General features: G+C 41.8%; 22 protein-coding genes. 12 read left to right on the top strand and 10 right to left on the bottom strand.

The features are described from left to right. Nucleotides 1-4: 4 nt before the first annotated feature. Nucleotides 5-1,162: a glutamine-hydrolyzing carbamoyl-phosphate synthase small subunit gene (gene carA / locus BM283_RS08520; RefSeq protein ID WP_090692032.1), complete on the bottom strand. Its 1,158-nt coding sequence runs from the start codon at nucleotides 1,160-1,162 to the stop codon at nucleotides 5-7. Between the two features lie 435 nt (nucleotides 1,163-1,597). Here carA and BM283_RS08515 point away from each other — a divergent pair, with 435 nt between their 5' ends. The 8 genes from BM283_RS08515 to BM283_RS08480 all read left to right on the top strand — a co-directional run bounded on the left by BM283_RS08515 (nucleotide 1,598) and on the right by BM283_RS08480 (nucleotide 11,087). Continuing rightward, on the top strand, nucleotides 1,598-2,491 hold the full coding sequence (locus BM283_RS08515; protein WP_090692107.1) for a 2-hydroxy-3-oxopropionate reductase: 894 nt from the start codon (nucleotides 1,598-1,600) through the stop codon (nucleotides 2,489-2,491). Nucleotides 2,492-2,500: 9 nt separating this feature from the next. Beyond that, nucleotides 2,501-3,955, top strand: coding sequence for an FAD-linked oxidase C-terminal domain-containing protein (locus BM283_RS08510; protein WP_090692029.1), 1,455 nt, complete (start codon nucleotides 2,501-2,503; stop codon nucleotides 3,953-3,955). A 51-nt stretch (nucleotides 3,956-4,006) separates the two neighbouring features. Then, nucleotides 4,007-5,080 (top strand): glycolate oxidase subunit GlcE, encoded by a 1,074-nt coding sequence (gene glcE, locus BM283_RS08505; RefSeq protein WP_090692027.1) that lies wholly within the window; start codon nucleotides 4,007-4,009, stop codon nucleotides 5,078-5,080. Nucleotides 5,081-5,083: 3 nt separating this feature from the next. Further along, complete coding sequence (glcF, locus tag BM283_RS08500) at nucleotides 5,084-6,361, top strand: glycolate oxidase subunit GlcF (protein ID WP_090692025.1); 1,278 nt, start codon at nucleotides 5,084-5,086, stop codon at nucleotides 6,359-6,361. 636 nt (nucleotides 6,362-6,997) lie between these two features. Beyond that, nucleotides 6,998-7,582: a peptidoglycan-binding domain-containing protein gene (locus BM283_RS08495; RefSeq protein WP_090692023.1), complete on the top strand. Its 585-nt coding sequence runs from the start codon at nucleotides 6,998-7,000 to the stop codon at nucleotides 7,580-7,582. Nucleotides 7,583-8,089: 507 nt separating this feature from the next. Next, on the top strand, nucleotides 8,090-9,265 hold the full coding sequence (gene hpnH / locus BM283_RS08490) for an adenosyl-hopene transferase HpnH (protein WP_090692021.1): 1,176 nt from the start codon (nucleotides 8,090-8,092) through the stop codon (nucleotides 9,263-9,265). A gap of 87 nt (nucleotides 9,266-9,352) precedes the next feature. Then, nucleotides 9,353-10,474 carry a glycosyltransferase gene (locus tag BM283_RS08485; RefSeq protein WP_090692018.1) on the top strand — a complete coding sequence of 374 codons (1,122 nt, stop codon included), beginning with the start codon at nucleotides 9,353-9,355 and terminating at the stop codon, nucleotides 10,472-10,474. After that, the gene (locus BM283_RS08480) at nucleotides 10,458-11,087 is read left to right on the top strand and encodes an HpnM family protein (RefSeq protein ID WP_254776288.1); all 630 of its coding nucleotides are present in this window, start codon (nucleotides 10,458-10,460) and stop codon (nucleotides 11,085-11,087) included. The genes BM283_RS08485 and BM283_RS08480 overlap by 17 nt, the downstream gene beginning before the upstream one ends. A gap of 823 nt (nucleotides 11,088-11,910) precedes the next feature. On the opposite strand, the gene BM283_RS18780 is transcribed toward BM283_RS08480, so the two are convergent. Beyond that, nucleotides 11,911-12,054 (bottom strand): hypothetical protein, encoded by a 144-nt coding sequence (locus tag BM283_RS18780; RefSeq protein WP_175492075.1) that lies wholly within the window; start codon nucleotides 12,052-12,054, stop codon nucleotides 11,911-11,913. A 108-nt stretch (nucleotides 12,055-12,162) separates the two neighbouring features. Here BM283_RS18780 and BM283_RS08475 point away from each other — a divergent pair, with 108 nt between their 5' ends. Continuing rightward, nucleotides 12,163-12,450, top strand: coding sequence for a hypothetical protein (locus BM283_RS08475; protein WP_090692017.1), 288 nt, complete (start codon nucleotides 12,163-12,165; stop codon nucleotides 12,448-12,450). 517 nt (nucleotides 12,451-12,967) lie between these two features. Here the strand turns inward: BM283_RS08475 and gshB are convergent. Beyond that, the gene (gshB, locus tag BM283_RS08470; protein ID WP_090692014.1) at nucleotides 12,968-13,930 is read right to left on the bottom strand and encodes a glutathione synthase; all 963 of its coding nucleotides are present in this window, start codon (nucleotides 13,928-13,930) and stop codon (nucleotides 12,968-12,970) included. A 5-nt stretch (nucleotides 13,931-13,935) separates the two neighbouring features. Then, a complete protein-coding gene (gene gshA, locus BM283_RS08465; protein WP_090692013.1) occupies nucleotides 13,936-15,246 on the bottom strand; it encodes a glutamate--cysteine ligase in 1,311 nt (436 codons plus the stop codon). A 452-nt stretch (nucleotides 15,247-15,698) separates the two neighbouring features. Here gshA and BM283_RS08460 point away from each other — a divergent pair, with 452 nt between their 5' ends. Then, on the top strand, nucleotides 15,699-16,601 hold the full coding sequence (locus BM283_RS08460) for a formate/nitrite transporter family protein (protein WP_090692010.1): 903 nt from the start codon (nucleotides 15,699-15,701) through the stop codon (nucleotides 16,599-16,601). Between the two features lie 1,246 nt (nucleotides 16,602-17,847). Here BM283_RS08460 and BM283_RS08455 read toward each other — a convergent pair. The 4 genes from BM283_RS08455 to BM283_RS08440 form a co-directional block, all read right to left on the bottom strand. Beyond that, a complete protein-coding gene (locus tag BM283_RS08455) occupies nucleotides 17,848-18,417 on the bottom strand; it encodes a hypothetical protein (protein WP_090692008.1) in 570 nt (189 codons plus the stop codon). Further along, nucleotides 18,401-19,027 (bottom strand): SCO family protein, encoded by a 627-nt coding sequence (locus BM283_RS08450; protein ID WP_090692006.1) that lies wholly within the window; start codon nucleotides 19,025-19,027, stop codon nucleotides 18,401-18,403. The genes BM283_RS08455 and BM283_RS08450 overlap by 17 nt, the downstream gene beginning before the upstream one ends. 143 nt (nucleotides 19,028-19,170) lie before the next feature. After that, the gene (locus tag BM283_RS08445; RefSeq protein WP_090692004.1) at nucleotides 19,171-20,652 is read right to left on the bottom strand and encodes a cbb3-type cytochrome c oxidase subunit I; all 1,482 of its coding nucleotides are present in this window, start codon (nucleotides 20,650-20,652) and stop codon (nucleotides 19,171-19,173) included. Nucleotides 20,653-20,696: 44 nt separating this feature from the next. Next, nucleotides 20,697-21,221, bottom strand: coding sequence for a cupredoxin domain-containing protein (locus BM283_RS08440; RefSeq protein ID WP_090692002.1), 525 nt, complete (start codon nucleotides 21,219-21,221; stop codon nucleotides 20,697-20,699). Between the two features lie 717 nt (nucleotides 21,222-21,938). Between BM283_RS08440 and BM283_RS08430 the strand changes: the two genes are divergently transcribed. Together BM283_RS08430 and BM283_RS08425 are read left to right on the top strand one after the other, a co-directional pair. Next, nucleotides 21,939-22,244, top strand: coding sequence for a transposase (locus BM283_RS08430; protein WP_139225227.1), 306 nt, complete (start codon nucleotides 21,939-21,941; stop codon nucleotides 22,242-22,244). 80 nt (nucleotides 22,245-22,324) lie between these two features. After that, a complete protein-coding gene (locus BM283_RS08425) occupies nucleotides 22,325-22,612 on the top strand; it encodes a hypothetical protein (protein WP_090691996.1) in 288 nt (95 codons plus the stop codon). Nucleotides 22,613-23,128: 516 nt separating this feature from the next. Here BM283_RS08425 and BM283_RS08420 read toward each other — a convergent pair. Beyond that, complete coding sequence (locus BM283_RS08420; protein ID WP_090691994.1) at nucleotides 23,129-23,578, bottom strand: DciA family protein; 450 nt, start codon at nucleotides 23,576-23,578, stop codon at nucleotides 23,129-23,131. A 511-nt stretch (nucleotides 23,579-24,089) separates the two neighbouring features. Further along, the coding region (locus tag BM283_RS18775) for a hypothetical protein (RefSeq protein WP_175492074.1) at nucleotides 24,090-24,279 on the bottom strand (190 nt) is incomplete at its 5' end.

Genomic DNA, 24,279 nt, shown 5'->3' with positions numbered 1-24,279 from the left:
GCTATTATGATGCAAATTGGCTTTTTTTTCTCTGATTCATCTGACCGATAAAACGGTCAAATAAATAATCCACATCGTTTGGACCAGGGCTCGCTTCTGGATGCCCTTGAAAAGTAAAAGCCATATTTTCAGTAAGTTCAAAACCTTGTAGACTATCATCAAATAGTGATCGATGGGTAATGCGTGCGTGGGATGGAAGCGTATTGATATCTACGGCGAATCCATGGTTCTGGCTTGTGATGATCACCCGACCACTATCCAGATCCTGGACAGGGTGATTTGCCCCATGGTGACCAAATTTCATTTTGATGGTTTTAGCGCCAACGGCAAGTGCAAGTATCTGGTGTCCTAGGCAAATACCAAAAAGTGGGATTTTTTCTTCCAGCAATCTCTGGGTCATCTTAATCGCATAATTACAGGGCTCTGGATCACCAGGCCCATTTGATAAGAATACACCATCGGGCTGCGAGGCTAGAATTTCATTCACCGGTGTTTGTGCTGGAAATACCGTTACCTTGCAATGACGCTGCGCCAGCTTCCGCAATATGTTGCGTTTGATCCCGAAGTCGAGCGCAGCAACATGGAAATGTGTTGTTGGTTGAATAGGATATCCCACCCCCAACTTCCATTCCCCCTCTTTCCATTCGTACCTTTGATCACAGCTAACGACCTGCGCCAAATCCATGCCTGCTAACCCCGGGAATGTTCTAGCTTCCTGCAATGCTTCGGATTCATTGATCCTCCCAGCCATAATACAGCCGGCCTGAGCCCCTTTTTGCCTTAAAATACGCGTAAGCTTACGTGTATCAATCTCAGCAATAGCAATAACGTTATAATTCTTGAGAAAAGCAGGAAGTGATTCAGTTTTTCGCCAATTACTAGAAACGGGAGGCAAATCTCGCACTACCAAACCAGCAGCAAAGACTTTGTTGATATTTGAGGATTCTATATCCTCTAAATTAGTCCCAGTGTTACCAATGTGGGGATAAGTAAGCGTAATAATTTGGCGACAATATGAGGGATCAGTCAGAATTTCTTGATAACCTGTCATAGCTGTATTAAAAGCCACCTCACCAGCAGTTATCCCTTCAACACCGACAGAAATACCATGAAAAACGGTGCCATCTTCTAAAACGAGGATAGCACGTGGATGTTGTGACACAAAAAGACTCCTTATGGATCTAACCAGACTTAAAGACAAAGACAAACGTAGACTCGTATATTGTCCACGTTCAAAATCTCTATAGATTATACGTGAAAAGTGCGTTTTCTATGAATAGCCAAGCATACTGCCCAACAAGCAAAATTATAGCATTATCAACAAAACACTTTATAGTTATTATCAATTATCTAACAGATCTAACCGGCTGTTGAAAAAACGCATTTGAGTAGTCGAGATAGGCAGAAGAGAGGTAGAAACAGGTGAAAAAGCAAAATTTATATTTGATCAATGAGCAGCATTTTGAGCCAGTTTTTAACAGCGCAGCTGCAACGGAGCGAAGAGATATTTTTATCAGACTGCTAATTCAGGTAGGATCAGATCGATTTGTTAACATAAAGAGAATAACATCCTTAGAGGATTAGAGGAGATTGAGTGATAAATAATATTGGTTTTATTGGCTTGGGTATCATGGGCAAGCCCATGGCAGGTCATCTTATTCGAGGTGGGCATAAATTATTTCTACACTCTCGTAGCGGCGTACCTGAAGAACTTATCAAAAAAGGCGGTAAGCGTTGCGCTACACCCAAAGAAGTCGCTAAAAATGCAGAAATAATTTTTCTGATGTTACCTGATTCGCCTGATGTTGAAAAAGTTTTATTTGGTCGCGATGGAATCGCTGATAGTTTGAATGAAAATTCTGCAAAAAAAATAATCGTGGATATGAGCTCTATCTCCCCTCTCCAAACCATAAAATTTGCACACCGAATCAATGAATTAGGTTGCGATTATATGGATGCTCCTGTTTCGGGAGGAGATGTCGGCGCGAAAAACGCTACACTCACCATCATGGTGGGAGGAGACGAAAGTGTATTTCAAAAAATAAAACCCATACTTGATTTGATGGGACAAACCATCACGTTGATAGGGGCGAATGGCGCGGGTCAAATTTGCAAGGTGGCTAACCAGATTATAGTTGCGCTTACAATAGAAGCGGTAGGAGAGGCGCTCCTGTTTGCATCCAAGGCAGGCGCTGATCCTGCAAGAGTACGACAAGCTTTGCTCGGAGGGTTCGCTTGCTCACGTGTTCTTGAGGTTCATGGAGACCGTATGATCAAGCGTTCATTTGACCCAGGATTTCGGATCGAATTGCAACAAAAAGATCTTGCTATCGCTCTTTCATGCGCATCTGACTTAGGCATCAGTTTACCCAATACAGCTATAACCCAATCGCTTTATAATGCATGTATTGCTCATGAAGGCGGCAAGTGGGATAACTCCGCCATTGTTTGCATACTTGAAAAATTAAGCAATCATCAAATAAAGAATTAATACCGATTTATGTCTCGCTTCGAATTAGTCAGTAAATTGCGCTCTTTCCTTCCTCGTGATGCTGTTTTATATGAAACGGAGGATTTAAAACCGTACGAATGTGATGGCCTATCGGCATACCGGCAAACACCGATGATCGTTGCGCTCCCTCAAACAGAAGAAGAAGTGGCCAAAATTCTACAGATTTGCCATGCCACCCAAACCCCGGTAGTTGCACGTGGCGCAGGAACAGGCCTATCGGGTGGCGCGCTACCTCATAATGAAGGTATTTTGCTATCGCTTGCCAAATTGAAACGAATACTTGAAATCGATCCAATAGCACGCACGGCACGCGTACAACCGGGGGTAAGGAATTTGGCGATTAGCGAAGCAGTTGCGCCATACAGTTTGTATTACGCGCCTGATCCTTCATCACAAATAGCTTGCACGATTGGTGGCAATGTAGCTGAGAATTCTGGCGGAGTACATTGCCTGAAATATGGATTGACCGTTCACAATATTCTCAAGTTACGCGTACTCACCATGGAAGGTCAAGCAATCGAAATCGGAAGCAGTGCGCTCGATAGTCCAGGCTATGATTTGCTGGCTTTAATGACTGGCAGCGAGGGAATGCTAGGTATCATTACCGAGATCACGGTTAAGCTCACTCCAAAACCTGAAAAAGCACAGTTAGTAATGGCAGCATTTAATGATATTCAAAAAGCTGCAGACGCTGTGGCTAATATCATCAGTGCCGGAATTATTCCTGCCGGCATGGAGATGATGGATAAGATTACTATCCATGCTGTTGAGGATTTTTTGCATGCAGGCTATGATTTAGATGCTGCTGCTATCCTATTATGTGAAGCCGATGGCATGACAGAAGAGGTGGCAGATGAAATTCAAAAGATAAGCACCATCATGCAAGAGAGTGGCGCAATTAAAATCAGCATCTCACGCAATGAAACAGAGCGGCTTTGTTTTTGGGCAGGACGCAAAGCTGCTTTTCCTGCTGCCGGCAGGGTATCCCCCGATTACTACTGTATGGATGGAACGATTCCTCGCAAGCGTTTAGCGCAAGTATTACATGATATTGAAACGCTCTCTGCTGAATATGGCTTGCGCTGCATGAATGTTTTCCATGCCGGGGATGGTAATTTACATCCATTAATACTTTATGATGCCAATCAACCTGGAGAATTAGAGAAAACTGAAGCTTTCGGCGCTAGAATATTGGAAATATGTATTGAGGCTGGCGGAACGATCACTGGAGAGCATGGCGTTGGAATAGAAAAGCTAGATCAAATGTGTCTTCAATTTAAATCTGCCGAACGAAACCTATTTCATGCGATCAAACATGCCTTTGATCCAGCTGGCTTACTCAATCCCGGGAAAGCGGTTCCATCGCTCCATCGCTGCGCAGAATTAGGAGCCATGCATGTACATCATGGCGAAAATAAATTTCCAACGATCCCTAGATTTTGATTAAGCAATAAACTGGGTAAATTCATCCAAACTATATTATTTTTTTACTTTATGCCAAAAGCAGTTGAACACTTTATTCATACTATCAATGCTGCAGTAAAAAATAAAAGACCGCTTTATATCCGTGGCGGTAACAGCAAATATTTTTATGGTGGTCAGCTAACTAGTCAAACATACGAAATACTTGATGCCGCAGCATATTCGGGTATCGTAAATTACGAGCCGAGCGAACTTATCGTAACCGCACGTGCGGGCACACGCTTATCTGATCTTGAAGCAGTATTATCCGAACATCATCAGATGCTGGCTTTTGAGCCGCCTCATTTTGATGAAAATGCCACATTAGGTGGCTGTATCGCCACCGGTCTTTCCGGACCCCGAAGAGCCTATACGGGAGCAGCTCGTGATTTTGTGCTCGGGGTACGCATGCTGGATGGCAAAGGGGATGATTTACATTTTGGCGGACAGGTCATGAAAAATGTGGCTGGTTATGATGTTTCACGTCTTGTAACCGGCGCAATGGGGACCTTAGGAGTTCTGCTGGAAGTTTCACTCAAGGTATTGCCGCTACCGTCGATGGAAATAACGCTAGGCATGCAGATGACAGAACCCGAAGCAATTGACAAAATGCATCATTGGGCAAGCAAACCATTACCTATTTCTGCTACCTGTTTTTATAATGACCATCTTTTTGTAAGACTCTCTGGTGCCGAGTCTGCGGTGCACGCCGCTCGCCTTAAACTGGGTGGAGAAGAAATGAAACAAGCCAAATCGTTCTGGCAATCCATACGCGAGCATACCCATCCCTTCTTTCATTCAGGGACGAGACTGTGGCGCTTATCACTCAAATCTTCTACTCCGAAGCTACTACTGCCAGGAGAACAATTATTAGAATGGGGGGGGGCATTGCGCTGGCTGGCGAGCGACGAAAATTTAAATGAAAAAACGATTCGATCGCAAGCAGAAGCAGCAGGTGGACATGCTACTTTGTTTTATGGCAACAAATCCTCTGCTCAAATTTTTCATCCCTTAACATCTTATATGATGACACTCCATAAACGCTTAAAACAAAAATTTGATCCTACGGGAATATTTAATCCAGGACGAATGTATCCAGAGTACTAAAAAATGCAGACGAATCTTGCTGATTTTATTAAACATACCCCGGATGGCCAGGAAGCTGATGCGATATTGAGATCCTGTGTACATTGCGGTTTTTGCCTGGCCACATGCCCTACTTACCAGTTATTGGGCGATGAATTGGATAGCCCACGCGGTCGCATTTATTTGATGAAGCAAGTCTTGGAAGGGCAGCCAGTCACGCAGAAAACACAACAGCATCTGGATAGGTGCCTTACTTGCCGTGCTTGTGAAACAACCTGCCCTTCTGGCGTTCGATATGGTCGACTAATCGATATTGGGCGAGGTGTTATTCACAAAAAGGTAACACGCAGTACGCGCGAGAGAAGCATGCGCTATCTATTGAACAAAATCTTGCCTAATCGATATTTATTTACCTCATTATTTAAAATAGGCCAATTTTTCCGTCCTTTAATTTCGGGCAAATTAAAAAAATCAATCCCTGCCAAGATTCCAAATAGCAGAAAGTGGCCTACAAAAAAACATCAACGAACTATGCTTGTACTCGATGGATGCGTGCAACCGGAGTTTTCGCCTAACATCAATATTGCTACTGCGCGCGTTCTCGATAAGCTTGGAATTTCGCTGATTACAGCGGAAAAAGCAGGCTGCTGTGGTGCGCTCTCTTATCATCTTGATGCTCAGCAAGATGGATTGAATTACATGCGTCGCAATATCGATGCTTGGTGGTCACTTATTGAAGAAAAAAAGAACACAGAGCCGATAGAAGCCATTGTGATTACAGCAAGTGGTTGCGGAGTCACGGTCAAGGATTATGGGCATTTACTACACCACGATCCAGATTATGCAGAAAAAGCTAAACAAATTTCAGCATTAGTTAAAGATATCAGTGAGATATTAGCAGCAGAAACAGTTAATTTGGCTACTCTTCTTGAAGAAACCGGACAATATGACAAAACAAAGCTTGCGTTTCATTCTCCCTGCACACTTCAGCATGGCATGCAGATCCGTGGTGTCGTCGAAAAAATACTCGGTATGACTGGTTTTACACTTTGTGCGGTTAAAGATGCCCACCTTTGCTGTGGTTCTGCTGGCACTTACTCTATCCTTCAGCCAATATTGTCTCAACAATTGCTCAAAGAAAAATTAATCAATCTTACTGCCGAGAAACCAGATCAGCTTGTAACTGCAAATATTGGTTGCTTAATGCATCTACAAAGCGGCACATCATTACCCGTCAGGCACTGGATAGAAATTTTGGATGAGATATTAAGTAATCATTCTACTACCCAAGATCACAAATAATCTCCTCCATGCTTTTATCGCAGTTGGGAACGGTATTTATATATCTTTTATTATCTTATTTTTATAATAGCGCGCCTCTAAAAATTTAAAATTCTAAACAAGACAGGCGAGAACAAAAAATGTTGGCGCAGCCTATAACTGATAAGTGAGGGAACATTTTTTGTGAACAACGAAATATTGCGACGAAACGAGAAAAACAGGCAATCCACGAAGCAGATGCTCGCAAATATGGATTTTTAGCGGTACCCAATATTCTTTCTTTGTAATTTATTTCTTATTAACCTCGTCACTACATCCAGTGGTAGTGATAGAAATGCCGGATAATGAACAGCATTCCTATCACTGCCCATTCAACTCGCCCTACACCCCCAAATTTTCCTTACAATTTTTTCACATTCATTCAGGTAAAGTTTGTAACCTCAGCTCTAGTTATATAACGCAAATCGCAAGCTTATTGTCATGAGATTAGCTTAGTAATTAAAACAATCTTAGTTAATCGAATCAATAATTATTTATTCAATAAAAATAAAATATTAGGAGCGATTTCAGTTTATTATTAAAAGTACCTATGATAAAGTTTTTGCGTGTATCAAAATAAATTTTTAAGCCATTTTATTTAGAGAGGAGAATTTCAGCATGAAAATAAAAACTGCTAATCTGATAATGATAATTTTTTCAATATTGCTTGCATTTGGCTTAATGGGCTGCCAACCGAGAGGAAAAATTGTAGATGCAAAGCAAGGCAACTCAGAAGTTCTCCAGAAAGATGAGAAGAAAGCCGAGGCAAAAGCCGAGCCTGATAAAACCGCAGATACTACAAAAGACACGCCTGAATCAATTCCAGATGAGAGTGATGGAGCTTCTAAAGAGACAATTATATCCGCTGATCAAACCATTGATACTATGCCAAACGAATCAATTGAATCTGAAGACCCTTTATCTGCATTCAGTAACGAAATTCCGCCACCGGCGAAAAAATCAGAACAGCACATTGAAAAGTATGAAGATTTGAGCGAAGTTGTCAAGGGAACTCCTGAATTAACTCGTAAAGTTCAACAGGCTCTAGCGGATGCTGGATTTAATCCCGGTGCAATTGATGGAAAAAGCGGGGCCAAAACTATCACTGCATTGAAAAACTTTCAGAAACAGAACCATATTACTATGGGCTATGGCCAGCTAACCAAAGAAACGCTGCAAAAGCTTGGCGTATCCTATCAATAGAAATTCATAACCAATACAGACCGGAAAGAGATAATTGCAGATTATTCTGAAAGTATCGCTCGAATAAGAAAATTTATTTATGATAAAAATCTCTTTTCCGGTTTGTTTCCTTCATCCATTATTTATTGTCACTAATAAATTTAGCATATAAATATAAATATGCTGAAAGCAGATTGTCAGATTTCTAAATAAATTTCAGGAATTAGAAGAGTTAATATTTTTATTCTAAAATCATTGCTTTGGTTTATAAAATATACATGCTAGCATATCGCCACTTAGTAGAATAATAACAAATAGAATAGCGGTTTTATTTAAAGCATTATTATCTATAGCTCTCATTAAGCTATATTGAAACTTTTTTCTTTTCATAAAAAAAAAGAAATGATATTGCATCAAATTAACTAGAATAAGAAAAAGATAGTGTTCAAATTGTGAACAAGTTGAGAATTCCTAATTTATCGTGCGATAAAAATAAAATTGGTACTAAAAATAACGGAGAGAAATTAAATGGGCGTCCCTTTTTTACAAAAATACCGTGTAGGTAGTTATATATTAAAGCAGAAGCTTCAGGGTAATAAACGTTATCCTTTAGTACTAATGTTGGAGCCTTTATTTCAATGTAATCTGGCGTGCGCTGGTTGTGGCAAGATTGATTATCCAGATGATACCTTACGTCGCCGAATGAGCGTTCAAGAGTGTCTATCAGCTGTGGATGAATGTGGAGCACCAGTTGTTTCAATCGCTGGTGGAGAGCCACTCATCCATAAAGAAATGCCTCAAATTGTAGAGGGTATCATCGAGCGAAAAAAATTCGTCTATTTATGTACCAATGCATTATTGCTAGAAGACCGGATGAATGATTACCGCCCTTCCCCTTATTTTACTTTTTCAATCCATCTTGATGGTAATAAAGAACGTCATGATGCATCTGTTTGTCGTGAAGGAGTTTATGATAAAGTCATTCCAGCTATTCAAAAAGCGCTCAAGCGCGGCTTCAGGGTTACGGTAAACTGCACACTTTTTCAAAATGAAACGGCAGAAGAAGTTGCAGCATTTTTTGACACGGCCACTGAATTAGGAGTGGAAGGGATCAATGTATCACCTGGGTTCAGTTATGAACATGCTCCACGTCAGGATGTATTTTTGCAACGATCGGTTAGCAAGCGACTTTTTCGAGCGATCTTTCAAGAAGGAAAAAAAAGAAAGCAACCATGGAGATTCAACCATTCCGGTCTTTACTTAGATTTCCTCGCAGGTAATCAGAATTATCAATGTACTGCATGGGGTAATCCCACACGCAATCTATTTGGATGGCAACGTCCTTGTTATTTATTGGTAGATGAAGGTTATGCAGCCAGCTTCCGTGAATTAATGGAGGAAACAGATTGGGATAAATACGGTGTAGGCAATAATCCGAAATGTGCTAATTGCATGGCTCACTGCGGATTCGAGCCAACCGCGATTAACGATACATTCGCTCATCCGCTTAAAGCAATGCGCGTAAGCCTGCGTGGACCGCGTCTTGACGGCCCTATGGCACCCGATCCTTCTCAGAAGAACTTAACCACCTCCTCAAGAGAAAGTACCTCGTCGCAGAAGGAATTTCCAATACCCGTCACAGTTGAACAAACAACAAGTACCCCAACCGCTTCATCAAGTAATCTAACTCGCTCTGATAGTTAGTATAGTAGAGCCTATTTTTAACCTATTATATAAAAGTACGAAGAACAATGTTTACCCTGAATTAATTCCGTTGATTGAGATCAGGCGATGATAGAGCTTGCTACGTTTCTAGCTTTTATAGGTACTTTTCTTTGGTGGATAATAGTGCTGGTTCCTTGGCAACCATGGAGCACACAAGAGTCTTTAGATGCAATAAATGATGAAAAGCAATCATTGGATGATATTACCGTGCTTATTCCTGCACGCAATGAAGGGGCATTTATTCAGCAAACATTAGCAGCGCTCAGCACTCAAGGATTAAACCTACACATCATCGTTATAGATGATCAATCAGATGATAATACTGCTGAACAAGCACAGGAATGGGGAGCAACAGTATTATCCGGCACACCACTGCCCACTGGCTGGAGTGGAAAATTATGGGCTTTAGAACAAGGACTCAGTAAAGTTCGTACGCCTTATACATTATTACTGGACGCAGACATTACCCTTACCCAAGGAATTGTTGTTGCTTTACTCAAAAAAGCGCGTGAAGAGAATCTAGCTTTTGTATCTTTAATGGCACAACCCTCTCTTCACCATTTTATTGAACGTTTATTGATGCCTGCCTTTGTGTTCTTCTTTAAATTGCTTTATCCTTTCCAGCTTGCTAATAAACCTGGCTCGCGAATTGCTGCTGCAGCTGGCGGGTGTATATTGGTCAAGACGAATGTGCTGCGAACAATAGGCGCATTTGACAGTTTACGTGATGCACTGATTGATGATTGTACGCTGGCATCCCGCATCAAGCATACTGGTTTGCTCACTTGGACCGGTCTTAGTCATTCTGCTCGTAGTCATCGAGTTTATGATGATATGAAAACAATTTGGAATATGGTGGCACGAACGGCTTATACACAATTACATTACTCTTCTTTATTACTTTTTGCTTGTACATTGATTATGGTAAGCATGTTCTGGTTTGCTCCGTTAATATCTTTGTTTCTTCCGTTAACAACCTATTTAATTATTACTGCCGTATTAACGTGGATTGCCATGATCATTGTTTATCTGCCCATTTTACGTTATTACCAATGCTCCTCGCTTTGGATAGCTGCACTTCCTCTTATCGGTACTTTGTTTTTACTGATGACATGGACGTCAGCATTCCGATTCTGGCGTGGTGAGCGTGCTCAATGGAAAAATCGTCGATATGAAATCTCTGCTTGAATTTCGAAACATCAAATATGTCTTAATTACGCTAATTTTATTGTCGCTGGCTGCTGTGACTAGCGCTCAGGATTTTCAATCTGACACCCCTGAACACGTCATCCATGGTTTACAGGAAACACTCATTCAGGCGATGAGAAAAGGGGATGAATTAGGCTACCGCGGACGCCTAGAGCTTATGACACCTGTTATCAATCGCTCGCATGATATAGATACTATAATACGTTCAATACTGGGAGCTAATTGGAATAAGCTAGATGGGGAACAACAACAAAAAATCACTGAAACCTTCCGCAAACTCAGTATTGCTACTTATGCTGAAAGATTTGATCACTATGAGGGAGAACGTTTTGAAGTTATAGAACGGCGCTCATTACCACGCGATCAGATATTAGTACGTAGTAAATTGATTCCGGGAGATGGTAATCCTATAAATTTTGATTATGTATTGCATCAGAGTAAAGACGGTTGGCGTATTATTAATATTCTCGTGGACGGTGTCAGTGATCTCGCCCTGAAGCGGGCTGAATATAATGCAATCTTAAAGCGAGATGGCTTCCAAGCCTTGATTTCAATGCTTGAACAAAAAATTCTTCAATCGGAGCACAATTAGCGTATTAAGGAAAATTCTTGTCTCCGCGAGAACACCTTGCAAGCATGTCGCCTGGTTGGTTATTTATTCATCCCTTACCTTGGCTAAGCATTAATAGCAATTTATACTGGACTTGAATTCAAGTAATAAATGCATAACTCACCAATTTTTCAGCATCTGTGCCTGATAATTCGCGGAATACCTCGTAAGGCGGCCTAAACCTCAAGCACTTTCTTGGCCTGCTGTTTAGTTTGAGGGCAACCTCCAACACCTGCTGGGTAGTCACATTCAGCAGCACCATTGCTTTGGGAAAGTACTGACGTAGCAGCCCGTTGGCGTTCTCATTCTGGCCACGCTCTCACGAGTATAGGGTTTGGCAAAATATGGTTCATTCGATAGTATCTGCTACCTGTTCATGCTTAGCAAACTTCTTGCCATTGTCAAAGGTAAGGGTATGCACCCATTCCTTGAATACACCCAATTGATGCCCCAACAATCATGGCCAAAGCCAGGGCTTCAAACAGCAAGGTAAAACCACTGTTGGCGCGTGCCTCGGCACCGCGACATTAACTACGATACCTGACGAGGTTGCAATGCGGGCAACCGCGCAATACAAGTAACAAGTATACTCAAAGAAGTTAAGGTGCTGCCATGTCCGCTCCACTGTGTCATCAACACCGCAAAGGTTTCCCGCTTCATCTGCAAATCGTGCCTCTACTGCAAAACCAACGTGTAGGCGTCATTCTTTTCGCTTTAATTCAGCATGAACAAACTTTATTTCTTTAACTTCCCAAGGAGGCTGAAGGCTGAAGGCCTAAAGCCAAACTAAACAAGGTTTCACTATTCATTGCTCAATAATGCCATATTCACTAAAATTCATATAGAGCCCCACTAGCTCCATTGTCATTTTAATGGCTTTGGGTTTGTCTGCATGGCGTTGTTTGGCCTTCCTGTTCGCCAGCATATGGCGGTAACTGCGAATCCCCATGTTTCAGACGCATTTCGATATAATTCCTCTCCGCAAGGGTAAGCTGTGCATAAGCCATAAGGTCTCCCGTCAGTTGTATATCGGAATACCTTTTATCATGCCTTGCTCTTGACTGCCTCGGCTGGCAAGCATCTCGGCTTGATAAACGGGTTATGCACTTATATAATACGAATTCATCATCTGGAAGCAGACAGAATTGTACAGCAGGTATCGAGACCACCTGCAGTCGAGAAAGCCGTCACCATCGCTGATTTTGTATCTGAAGAACAAGAAGAGAAACCACTATTACTTGTCGATGATATTGCCTTGGCTGTTGGACCTTTTTTGCTGTCTGACACAGCCTCAACTGCAAGTGATCACTCGCTAGTTCAGCAACGATTAGCCTTAATTGAATGAGGAGAAGGGCTGGCACGCTTTGTCGCAAAGAAGCCCGATCACCCCATTTTACTTTCTGCCAATCAGTTGAGTTTATGTATCAACATGCTATTGGTTTAACTTGAGACGGAAAATGATCGTAACCACAAAATATTACTTGATAATAGAGATATCGATTTAATCAAATTTTTGCCAGATGTGTTGAAATGTTTACAAACAGAGATTGAACCTGAACTTGTCACGTTATAAGAACTGCCAGAAACGCTACGAAAATGAAGACCTGATGAAAAAGGTGCCTATCTGATCGCCATTTGTCCAGAAGGAAATTAATGGTAATCAAGCATTACGACATTTTGTGCGTGCTGCACAACAATTTGCTCCCTCAGCAAGCGGGACACCTCCCAATATCCTCGAGGCCGGATCTGTGTTTATAATTTCACCTGCGCAGCTGCATATGTTCGGGCTGAGCCTAAATGATAAAAAAACTCGTCTCCACAAGGCGCTGCTGCCTCCAATTTACCCGATAACCAGTTGCTGCCTATGTTCGGCGGTCATGTACACATCTTTCCAGCGCATCAATCATTATTCCTGCGACGTTAAAACCAGTCTGATTGGTGATTTCTTGCATTCCTGTGGGACTGGTAACATTGATTTCAGTCAATGAATCACCGATCACATCAAGCCCTACTAGTATCAGTCCCTGCTCATACAATTGTGGACCTATAGTATTTGCAATCTCAAGATCGCGTTCAGATAATGGTTGAGCTATACCAATACCACCTGCAGCAAGGTTGCCCCGCGTCTCGCCCGGTTTGGGTTTACGGGCGAGTGCGAAAGGGAGAGGCTTTCCAGCAATAAGTAAAATGCGTTTGTCACCTTGGCTGATCTCGGGTAGAAAACGCTGTGCCATGATAGTGCGCTTACTGTAATGCGTAAGCATTTCCAGAATAACGCTAATATTATGATCAGCGCTATGAACACGAAACACGCTAGCACCTCCCATTCCATCAAGTGGTTTTAACACGATATCTCCATGCTTATCAAGAAACTTCCGCAGCAGAGACTCTTGTCTGGTTACCAACGTATCTGGAATAAATTGAGAAAATTTTGCAATGGCAAGCTTTTCATTATAATCTCGTATACTTTTTGGTCTGTTGACAATCAATGCGCCCTGCTGCTCAGCAAGCTCCAATAGATAAGTGCTGTATACATACTCCATGTCAAAGGGTGGATCTTTACGCATTAATACGGCATCAAATTCTTGTAGTGGTATGTTCTTCGGAGGACCTTCCTGATACCAACGGTGTTTTTGCTCCTTTTGATGCGTAAGTGTCAATTCTCGTGAAAATCCGGTGACTAAGCCTTCATTCCAGATGAGATCTCCTTGTTGCATGACAAACAATTGATGATCACGGCCAGCAGCTTCACGCATCATCACATAACTGGAGTCTTTCTCTATTTTAATTGAATCAAGCTGATCTACGATGAAAGCAAATTTCATTGGAACTAACTCTGCAATGCTTCTAAAGAGGGGTCAGAAATATCTGCCAAATGCCGCTCCAACTCTAGCGCAGCTGCCAATAATGCCAATCGTGCTACTACGCCATAAGCATAAAACCGATTCACCGCGGCATCTGGGAGCGCGGTGTGGTTAGGTAAAACACAGGAAGTGTTAAAAGCCAACGGGACAAAATGCATCCCTGGAGCATTCAGATTCTCGTCAGCTCCTCTACCGGTATGAACTCGATAAAATCCACCCACCACATAGCGGTCTATCATGTAGATCACAGGTTCCGCAACGGCATGATTGATGCTCTCGAAGGTATATACTCCTTCTTGTACCAATAAACGGGTGACTGGCAGACCTTCTTTGATTATGGTCATTTTGTTGCGCTGCTTACGATTAAGCTTATAGACATCTGCGCTATCTTTAACAGTCATAATACCCATGCCATAAGTACCTGAATCAGCTTTGACAATTACGAATGGCTTTTCTTTAACACCATATTGAGCATATTTTTCCTGCAGATCTTTCAATATCTCATCTACGGCAGCAGCAACGCATTCCTCACCTTTTTTCTCTCGAAAATCAATTTTGCCACAAGAGCTAAAATAAGGATTGATAAGCCATGGATCAATTCCGATTAATTCAGCAAATTCTTGGGCCACACTATCATAAGCAAAGAAATGCTGAGATTTTCTGCGCGTCGACCAGCCTGCAGATAATGGCGGGATAACAATCTGCTCAAGATCCTTCAATATATCAGGAATACCACTAGAAAGATCGTTATTAAGCAGAACAGCACAGGGATCGAAATTGTCCACAGACAACCTATTATTTTTGCGTTGTATCGGTTCCAAAACAAGAGTATTTCCATCTGGAAGAGAAATCGTAGTCGCACTGGTTATTTCCGGCATCAGAGAACCAATACGAACATGCATACCGGCATGCCGCATAATGTCTCGTAATACGGCAACATTCTGTAAGTAGAAGATATTGCGAGTATGGCTTTCCGGTATCAACAATATGCTATGTGCATCAGGACAAATTTTTTCAACGGCAGCCATCATCGCTTGAACACAGAGTGGTAAAAATTCTGGGTTAAGATTATTGAATCCACCCGGAAAGAGATTAGTATCAACCGGCGCGAGTTTAAAACCACTGTTACGCAAGTCGACCGAACAATAAAAAGGAATGCTGTAATTCTGCCATTTACCACGTAGCCAGTGCTCAATCGTAGGCATAGCTTCCAGAATACGTCTTTCCAGTTCAAGAATCGGACCACGTAATGCAGTGGTAAGATGAGGTACCGACATAGAGTAATTTATGTAATAAGAATAATTCATTATAGCATCTGAGGTCTTACAAACTAATTATTGCCATTGCACCGAGTTCGGTCAGCTCAGTCTTGTGTCTATTACGCATGTATCGATATAGATTGACTACAAAGTATTTGACTCAATAAAATAAGCAATTCATCGGAAAGATCGTCACAAGAGCTCAGTCAAACCGCGGCGCCATCCTTTGTCGCAGGTTAAAGACAACAGTTTTACCACGAAATTCTGGTAAATAGATAATATATATATTTCTCAGTCAAATATTGACGTCAACGAATTTGATCTAGCACTTTCAGTGACTTAACATATAAAAGAGCAGAATACTTGCTTGCCGCCTCCGCCAAGATGTGGCAGAATCCTTGTCTATCATGCATCAGCTTGCATGAGACAACGGTCAGAATTTCCTTGATTAACGTTATCAAATAGAAAAAATGAAAGTATCCGAACAACCTTCGATTAGTTCAATCGAACAGTCTATTCAGTCCAGTATTGTCGCCGAGACCATGTCAGCTGGCGGGAGTGCGATTCCGCCTAAAACAAGTAATTCACCTATCATCGATAGCGTTCCTCCGGTACAGATGGGACGTGACCTTGTCGAGGATGCAGTTAAAAAAAGCAAATTTAACGTTTCTCAGATATTGGTGCGGGGATTTTTGTGTACACCCTTTCTCGCTTATGCCACGGCATTGTCTGCATTGTTGGTTGCGCAAGGGTGGCCAACAGCAGCTGCTGGCCTACTTTTCCCGGTTGGTTATATCATGCTGGCGATGCTTGGCCTTGAGATGGCCACAGGAAGCTTTTCCGTCATGCCTATGGCCCTGCTTGCAGGCAAAATTAAATTGCTAAGCGTGATTCGTAACTGGTCATGGACTTTCCTGGCTAATCTAGCTGGCGGTATTTTCTTTGCTTGGTTGCTTTGGTTTGCATTGACCAAGGGGGGTGCAGGCGAAACTCCTCCCGTATTAATCACATTAGCTCATCTCGCAGAAAAAAAAGCCTCTTATTCAGGATACGGTTTAACTGGCTGGTTTGCAGCCATTGGCATGGGTGTGTTATGTAACTGGTTAGTCAGCCTCGGTCCGGTTTTTTCGAAAGCATCACGTAGTGTTTCGGGAAAGGTGATGTTAATCTGGTTACCAATCGCAACCTTTTTTGCACTTGGTTTTGAGCATGCTGTCGTGAATATGTTTGTCTTTCCCGTAGGAATTCTATCTGGAGCAGATGTTACCATTTCGCAATGGTGGTTATGGAATCAAATCCCAGTAACGATAGGTAATATTATAGGAGCAGTGATATTTAACTCATTGTTGTGGTACCGTACGCACAGCGCATAAAAACACAACCTAAGACAAGTAAGTAATGCGCGATCATAACCAGTTAGTTCCCTAAATAACCTCAGATATCATATATGAAGACAGGCGCAACCTGATATAGCAAGTCTTGACCATGCTTTTAGGTAGTAGGATAAGAATAGTTTGTCATTAACCTTCTATACGGGTGGTTTTTACTACTGGCACTTTGCATGATTAGCATGCTTGAGATTGCCCCCAAGTCTTTTTCACGAGTGAGGGGGTTCTATCTAATTTGATAGAACCCCCTTCCTCTATCGCTTCCTTGTACTCTTCCAACCGGGCTTTAACCTATCTTAAAGATCAATCCCGCAGTTAGCCAGAAACAGTAGGATCTTTTGCTGGTTTTCTTAAACCTACAAAGCAAATGCTCGAATAAATTGCTCGAAGATAGACTGGGCCATTGATTGTTGCCGGATAAGTTAGCTTATCTAATTCTAATTCGCAATAGAAAAATAAAGTATAAAATTACGTAATATCTTGTAAAGAAATAATTTTATTTAAAAAATTATTTACTTTTTTATTGGGAATTGGAATAACTTATCCGCTCGATAGGCTCGATCCGCGTCAGCTTTGTCTAGAGCAATATCCGTCAATTGTGAATTTACTCCAATGATACTCTAAGTATAGAGCCCATAAAATGGAATGCAATAAAGGGGTATCCTACCGAATACAGCCGCTCAAATGCTCTTCCATACAAACCCCCAGCCATTCCCCTGCCAATCGGTTCGGCTTGTGGCGCTGATTCAACACTTGTTTACCCGAAAAAGATCATCACCAAGATTATTGTGTTCTTGCTTCTTTGGTTTGGTCAGATTCACCAGAAAGCGATATTATTATCATTAGACGCTTTAACAGTTCGAAACACAATTTCATTTGCTTCTTTTAAGCCAAGCAATAGGGACGAGTTCATGCAGCTCAATTCTTGCTTCCTGGCTCAGGGGTTCAATGCCTGCTTGCACCTGTTGTTCCGACCGTGTTTTAATAGCACCACTACTTCCACTACTCGCACCTTCGGCCACCGATTATGGGTGCAGGTCACTTTTCTTCTGTCATTTGCGATAGGTTCGGTCGATCCCTTTTAGGCACCAGAAATAGCATGTCACTTGGGTTTGTTTTGCTCAATGGAGCAGAAGCTATCAGGATCTTCTTCTTTTCCTTTCCCCATCTGATACGGCAAGCGAAAATAACCAAACTTTTTTGCCTGATCAATAAATACCCTGTTGCATTTTCAGGTATTGATAATTTTAGTTCCAAACATAATGCGAAATACCCAAGCTATGGCCCAGGCACTTCCGCCTAGCAAAAGTAACTGACCCAGAATGCGCTGGTCACTCAACAGATAATTTGCACAAAGGCGATCAGGTAGGTCTAAATACAGCCAACCTAGACGCATAAAGGTAGCCCAAAACTCCAGTTTGAAAACCCCTTGCGCAATAGGATGAAGCAATGGCCAGCTCAAACTAAGCGACATACCCATTATAAAAATAGTAATAAATTTTATTAGCTCGAAATACCATTCTGATATTGCAGCATCGAGGGCGCGCGGCAACATCCAGTAAGTCATGATAACAATAGCAAGCGCCATGCCTGTTATTCCCCATTGATTCCATGACGCTATCTTATTTTTCCAATTTGCAGGTAGTGATTTTCCAATCATCCACCCTATTATCGCTAATATCGGGATTTGGACCAGCATGTGTGTCACCATGCTCTGTTCCAGAAATTGCCGCAAGGGAGGCAAAGCCAGTGCAACAAATGCTGCCAGCAGCAACCATTCTCGCTTAATCTTGTTGAACATGTTCTTTATTTAATGATTGAGTTAAATATTCTTTTAGCTCATTAAGCTGCTCAATACCAAAAATAGCAACTAATCTACCCGTTCGATCAATGACGTGATAACCTGCAGAATGCGTATAACCGCCATACTCATCAGGAATAACGATTACCTTAAAGAAATCAAGGATGGCTTCCTTCTGAGATGAGCTTGTGGGACGTGCTGCCATCCAATATTTAAGATTGGCAGAAAAATGGGAAAGATACTCTCTCAGTTTCTGAGGAGTATCTTTCTCTGGATCAAAACTGATACTTATAAGCTTCAAATTATTTTTCTCTAATTCCGAAGAAAAATCTTTTTGCAACTCTTTCAGACTGCTGCCAAGTATCAAACATACACTTGGGCAGCTGGTATAAAAAAAATCAATAACTATAAATTGATTACGAAAATCGTGTAGAGCAATCATCTCCGAATCTTGATTCTGTAATCGCCAGTTAGGGATAGGACGAGGATTCTCGCGTACCTCAAGGCGGCGCGCTTCTTCAACAGTATAAGCGCGCCCCCCATCTGTACTTATCCAGAGAATGAGTAATCCAGCTATGACTATCAAGGTCGTTGCCAGGAATGTTCTCATGCTTTTTTGATTCTCCTTAGAAGAAAAAGCCAGAAATATCTTATATCAGACGCTTTGCCTGCTTACAACCAGTTTGCATTGAGTCCTTAAGATATTTCCGGCACTTTTCTTATAATTCTCCCTTATCAGGGAGAATTATAATTTTAGCGTGGCTCAGCAGCTTTAGGCAAACTGAAGAGCGCACGGAATGTAAATACTAACATGCCCAGCACAACCAATGCAGCCGCAACTGTGCCCACCTGCGCAAAAGTTACCCACTCTGCCATATGTGTCGCCCAACGGCGAGGAATGCTGTTTGCACCGCTGGCGAGAAATACCATAGATGTCAAGAAGGCACCTATTAAATAGGCGTAAAAACCTAGGTTATCAGCCGCTTTAGGTTGCTCGCCTTGACGTCCTTCACCCGTCAGGTGATAGATAAAGCCGAACATCATTGGCAGTAATCCGAGCAACAAGTAGAAATGGAAATGCCCCGGTACCCACATAGTGTTATGAAATACTCTGTTAACGGTAACCATAGCATCCAGAATAGCTGGAATTACACCGGCTGCCCAGCCAAACATCGATAAGAACAACAATTTTGTAGTAGTGCTCCATTGAATTCCAGAGCGATAAACAATCATCAATGCACCGTAACCGGTAACGACCAGAACTGGTATACCACTACCAAAAGAAAGCACTTGCCCCACTATCAATGCCCATCGCGGCATGGGGAAATCCATCATCAAATGATGTGGATAAACTGCCATCACCATGAATACAATAGCGAACCAGGCTGCATAAAACACTTTACTGGTCTTCCATGGACGCCCAGTATAACGAGGAAGCAATTCGTATACCGCGGTAACAGAAGCATAAATAGTAGCGTTAATGAAGACATGACCAAAGAAATAAATCAAATTTTTCATCAACAGTGCATCAGGCTGAAATTCTGGATTATATAAATTGATCAGGCCCATGACCAATACCACTGCTCCAGCTGCAATCCCCAAGAAGTTGACAATGAGAACCATGGTACCAGCTACGACAGTTGGTGGATGGGTAGTATCGACTGGCACTCGCCCAAAAAGTTGTGGAAGTCCAAGTGCTTTTGACAGGCTGCCAAAACTAGCCAGAATGCCTCTGCCCATATCCAGGTAAAGAATCAAGAAGCCAGTTCCAATAATAAGCAATGCCAATTGAAAAACAGCTGCAGCACCAGTTGACCAGACCCCCATCGATTTACCTGGCAACGGATAAAGAAAGGTCCATGCACCGCCATAACCCCCTAGAAAAATAGAGCCCAAGAGCATGACCACGCCCGCCACAAAAACGAAGAAATTGATCCAGAAGATAGTGTTGCTTAAGCGCACATATTGACGCAGAAAATACCATAACACACCTGTGGAGCCAATTCCCGCAGCTCCTACGACTCCTACTCCATGGACTGTCATGATTTGATAAAACAAATCAGCACCAATTTCCAGCCAAGTGCCTTGTACTGCCCGCATGGTTAGCCCCGCTAACATCATCAACAGTAAGACTGCCAAACCCAAGATCAAATGCGCCTTGACCGCAATCAGAGCATTTCTATTTTCTGATTCACTATATTCAATCTTTCTATTCACTACTGCTGTACTACTCATAGTGCCCTCCACTCTTTAATTATCCTTGTTTACTGATGAACTGCTTATTTTACTGTTAGCTCGGTGATCATGGCATGATGAGCTACGCCACAATACTCAAGACAGAGAATCTTATATTTACCTGGTTTATCGAAGGTATGAATCAGTTTGTTAGTGTAGCCCGGCATTGCCTGAGTCTGTCCTAGTAATTCCAGATTTTCATCATAAATACCGAAACCATGATTCACGTCTCCCGAGGTAACAAGGAATGTTACCGGTTTACCTGCTTCAACGGTGTTGGGTGTCATTGTCCAATACCACTGATAGGAATCGACTTTGACGACTTGATACTCATTCTCTTGATAGCCTTTCTTCTGATCGGGAATCGGGAACGGACTAAGAGAAAGATATGTAATGATAACCCCAAGTGTCAGTAGGAAAAAAAACCACTTGCCGCGTACCCCGTACCATTTCTTTGTAACTGATGAATAATCTGTTTCAACCTTCTTGGAATTAACAATGACAAAACAGAAAACTGCTGCTATTAAAGCCATGACCACAAGTGTAATGGCGTAGACTGTTGAGACCATTTTAAATTTCTCCCTCCATTTTTATTGATATACAGAATCGCGAATCTACATTTGATATAAAGTGATGTCAACTTATTCTTTTCATTAAAAAAATCCCTTTTTGTTTTGTGGTTTATCTCGGATTTTCCATTAGGGAGATTTTCTAATGGAAGCCATTAGAATAAGCTGTTAAAAACAAGGATAATTTGTTAAGTAAGGGTGGTTTGATTCATGCACGTTTTACTTCCGGAGGATGCTTGTGGATTTTAAGCTTCGCTTTACCAATAAAGAGATAACAGCTTGGGAAGGTATGGGATTGATGAAGCGGATGCTGGACCGAATTGGATTTAGTGAAGCTGTGATAAGTTGTAGTTGCCGCAACCTGGCAGTAATCGAGGTTATGCACCGATTCAGTTGCTTTTGCAGTTCATATTATCAGTCTGGTGCGGAGCAAACCATTTTGAACAGACAGAAGTGACACGGCATCATTCTGTGCTGAAGAAGCTGTTTGGTTTTAAACGAATGGTCAATTTCAAAGCAATCATACGGCTATTCAGGAAGTTTAATCAAAGCATGAACACGCGGGTATTTGGAAATTTATACCGCTGATTTTTTGGCAATCTTCACGTTGACAGATTAATACTGGATCTGGATTCAACGGTAATGACACGCTATGGGTAGCAGGAAGGTGCGGCGCGAGGTTACTAATGCACGGGCTTTATTCTTCATCACCTTTTGATGGCTTTTGTCGCAGATATTTGCATGGTAGCGAACCTATGGCTAAGGCCAGCTAACAGCCATAGTGCCAATAATGCATTGGCTTTTTTGGACGACAGTTTGGAGAAGCTGGCTGGTAAACGGGTCTTGTTACTTCGGGCGGATAGTGGTTTTAGTGATAGTGCGTTTTTGGATAATTTGGATCAGCGGAGCATGCATTATCTAATTGCCTTGCACCTCAATCAGCCATTGCAAAGAGCACTGGTAGATGAGACAGGCTGGTGGGCACTGGATGATGGCATAGAGTTAATCACTTTTGACTACTAGGCGCCAATCTGAATAAAACCACGCGAGGCGGTCGGTATTCGGCAAAAAATCGAGGAGTGGCCTGATGCTAATGGCAAGATATGGTCTTTATTTGCCGATTATCCAGCTTTTGTTCACTACCGTACAGTGCTCTGGTCACCGATACGGATTTACCTAAAACCAAACTTTGGCGTTTGTATCGTGTGGCCGTGCTGACTGTGAGAACCGTATCAAAGATACTGAAATATGATTTTGGTGGAGAAAGCTTTAATCTCAGAGATTTCTGGGCCACTGAAGCTGTTTTACTGACAGTGACGCCGGATTACAATTCGATGAGTTTGTTTCGTCTGGCGATATTGAGGAGCGATGCTGTTTCAGGTAAGGGTTAATGTTCTGCATACCCTCAAAACGCTGCGCTATAAGCTCTTTGCCAAAGCTGGCTAATTATACCCATACGGGTCGAAAAAGATTTTTAAAAAGACTTTTAATCTGGTTGTTGCCATGCAACAACGCAAACGAATTGATGGTGTGTGGGATAGACCCAAAATGATTGATCTTCCGTTAAATTAACTCAATATTTACACCTCAGCCGGTCCTAATGGAAAATCTGGAATGAAAATTATGTGAACGTGCATCTCGCAGTCACCCACGGGCATTATCTGCACGGTGCAGTGGTGGAGACACAGGATGAGGTAAGCGCATTCGCACCGTGAAGCAGGCCGGCTGTTCTGCATCCATAAAAATGTCACATACTCATTCTTGAGGTTTGTTTGAGTACAATAAAATTTACAGCCGCTGAAATTCATAAAGATATTCTCATAGAGAAGGGGATACTTTAAACACGGGCTTGTCCAACAACTGGTTCAGATTGTAGCTCGCTTCGCTCTCACAATCTAACAAAAAATCTAACATAATTCGTCAGGTTTGCAATTATGGAGCAGTGACTCGACAGCAGTTCTAAGAGGCGACATGGGGATTGCTAAAACTAATTCACTCAAATTCTGAGCTGCTTTCTGGCTTAGTTGTGGCTTGTAGTAAGTTGAAAGGCTAATAGCATTTTTATAACATTGATTATTTACGATAACCTGGATTGTATTCACCTGTGAACCAAATTTCTTCAGCAATGACGGAGTAATATGTTTTAATTTAGCTGCTATAGCACTGCTGTCTACGTATATTACGAGTATTCCTTCGGAAAACTTACCAATAAGACATCGTTTAGCTAACTGAGGAGAAATAGTCTTTTGGAAAATACGTTGTATTTGAATTATTTGATTTGCTGAAACGAATAAATTCTGATGAGCTGGAGTTTTACTCAGGATATCAAGAAAATAACTTACTTTGCCTGTAGCCATATTTTGTTTTATAGTGCCAGTTTAATTTTTCTTCAGCTCTCTTGTTGATGAAATCGGTGCTCAATTAGAAGATGAAGGAAATAATTTATCAAGGTACTCTTTAGTTAAACTAGTCAGGCAATTAATTCATTAATTCTAAGAAAAGTTTAAATAAGGGAAGCGTCGTCTCGTATTATCTATAATTCCAAAATAGCAACGCGCCCCTTTCTTAACAATACATTCTTCATGCTTTAATATCTGCTTTTAGCAGAAAAGCCAGAAAGCTTAAATCAAGCGTGCAAATCCCTTAGTGATCTAGAAAAAACAACTTGAACACATCACGCTATATTCATGGATAATCGATGCTTAATTTTGTAATTCCATTCACTGTGATGTTCAAGTTATTTTTTCTAGCTTCCTTAGCATTGATTAGCCAGTTCGTGGAAAATATAGTTATTAACAATAATCTTCGCATACTGGTCAGTAATTTGACTCACATTTGCATCATAACCAAGTTCACACATTATAGCGGTCACTTCGTGCGACCTATCATTTGGGAAAGAATATTTAGAGCTACACGATATTTAAATTCTTTTGCCACCTGCTCTCTAAGCCCGGCAAAACAGGCTTTTAGGCGATTTCCGAAAATAAACATCCCCATCAGGCTGGCCGAATCAGAATGTCCCATTTGGGCAAAAGCGGGTTGCGCTCCAATCTGGCTT

Origin of the sequence: Nitrosomonas sp. Nm34 (assembly GCF_900113925.1) — a bacterium.
In the GTDB taxonomy this organism is placed as follows: domain Bacteria; phylum Pseudomonadota; class Gammaproteobacteria; order Burkholderiales; family Nitrosomonadaceae; genus Nitrosomonas.
Note: the sequence above shows the minus strand (reverse complement) of the source record. Positions and strands in the feature narration are given on the sequence as shown.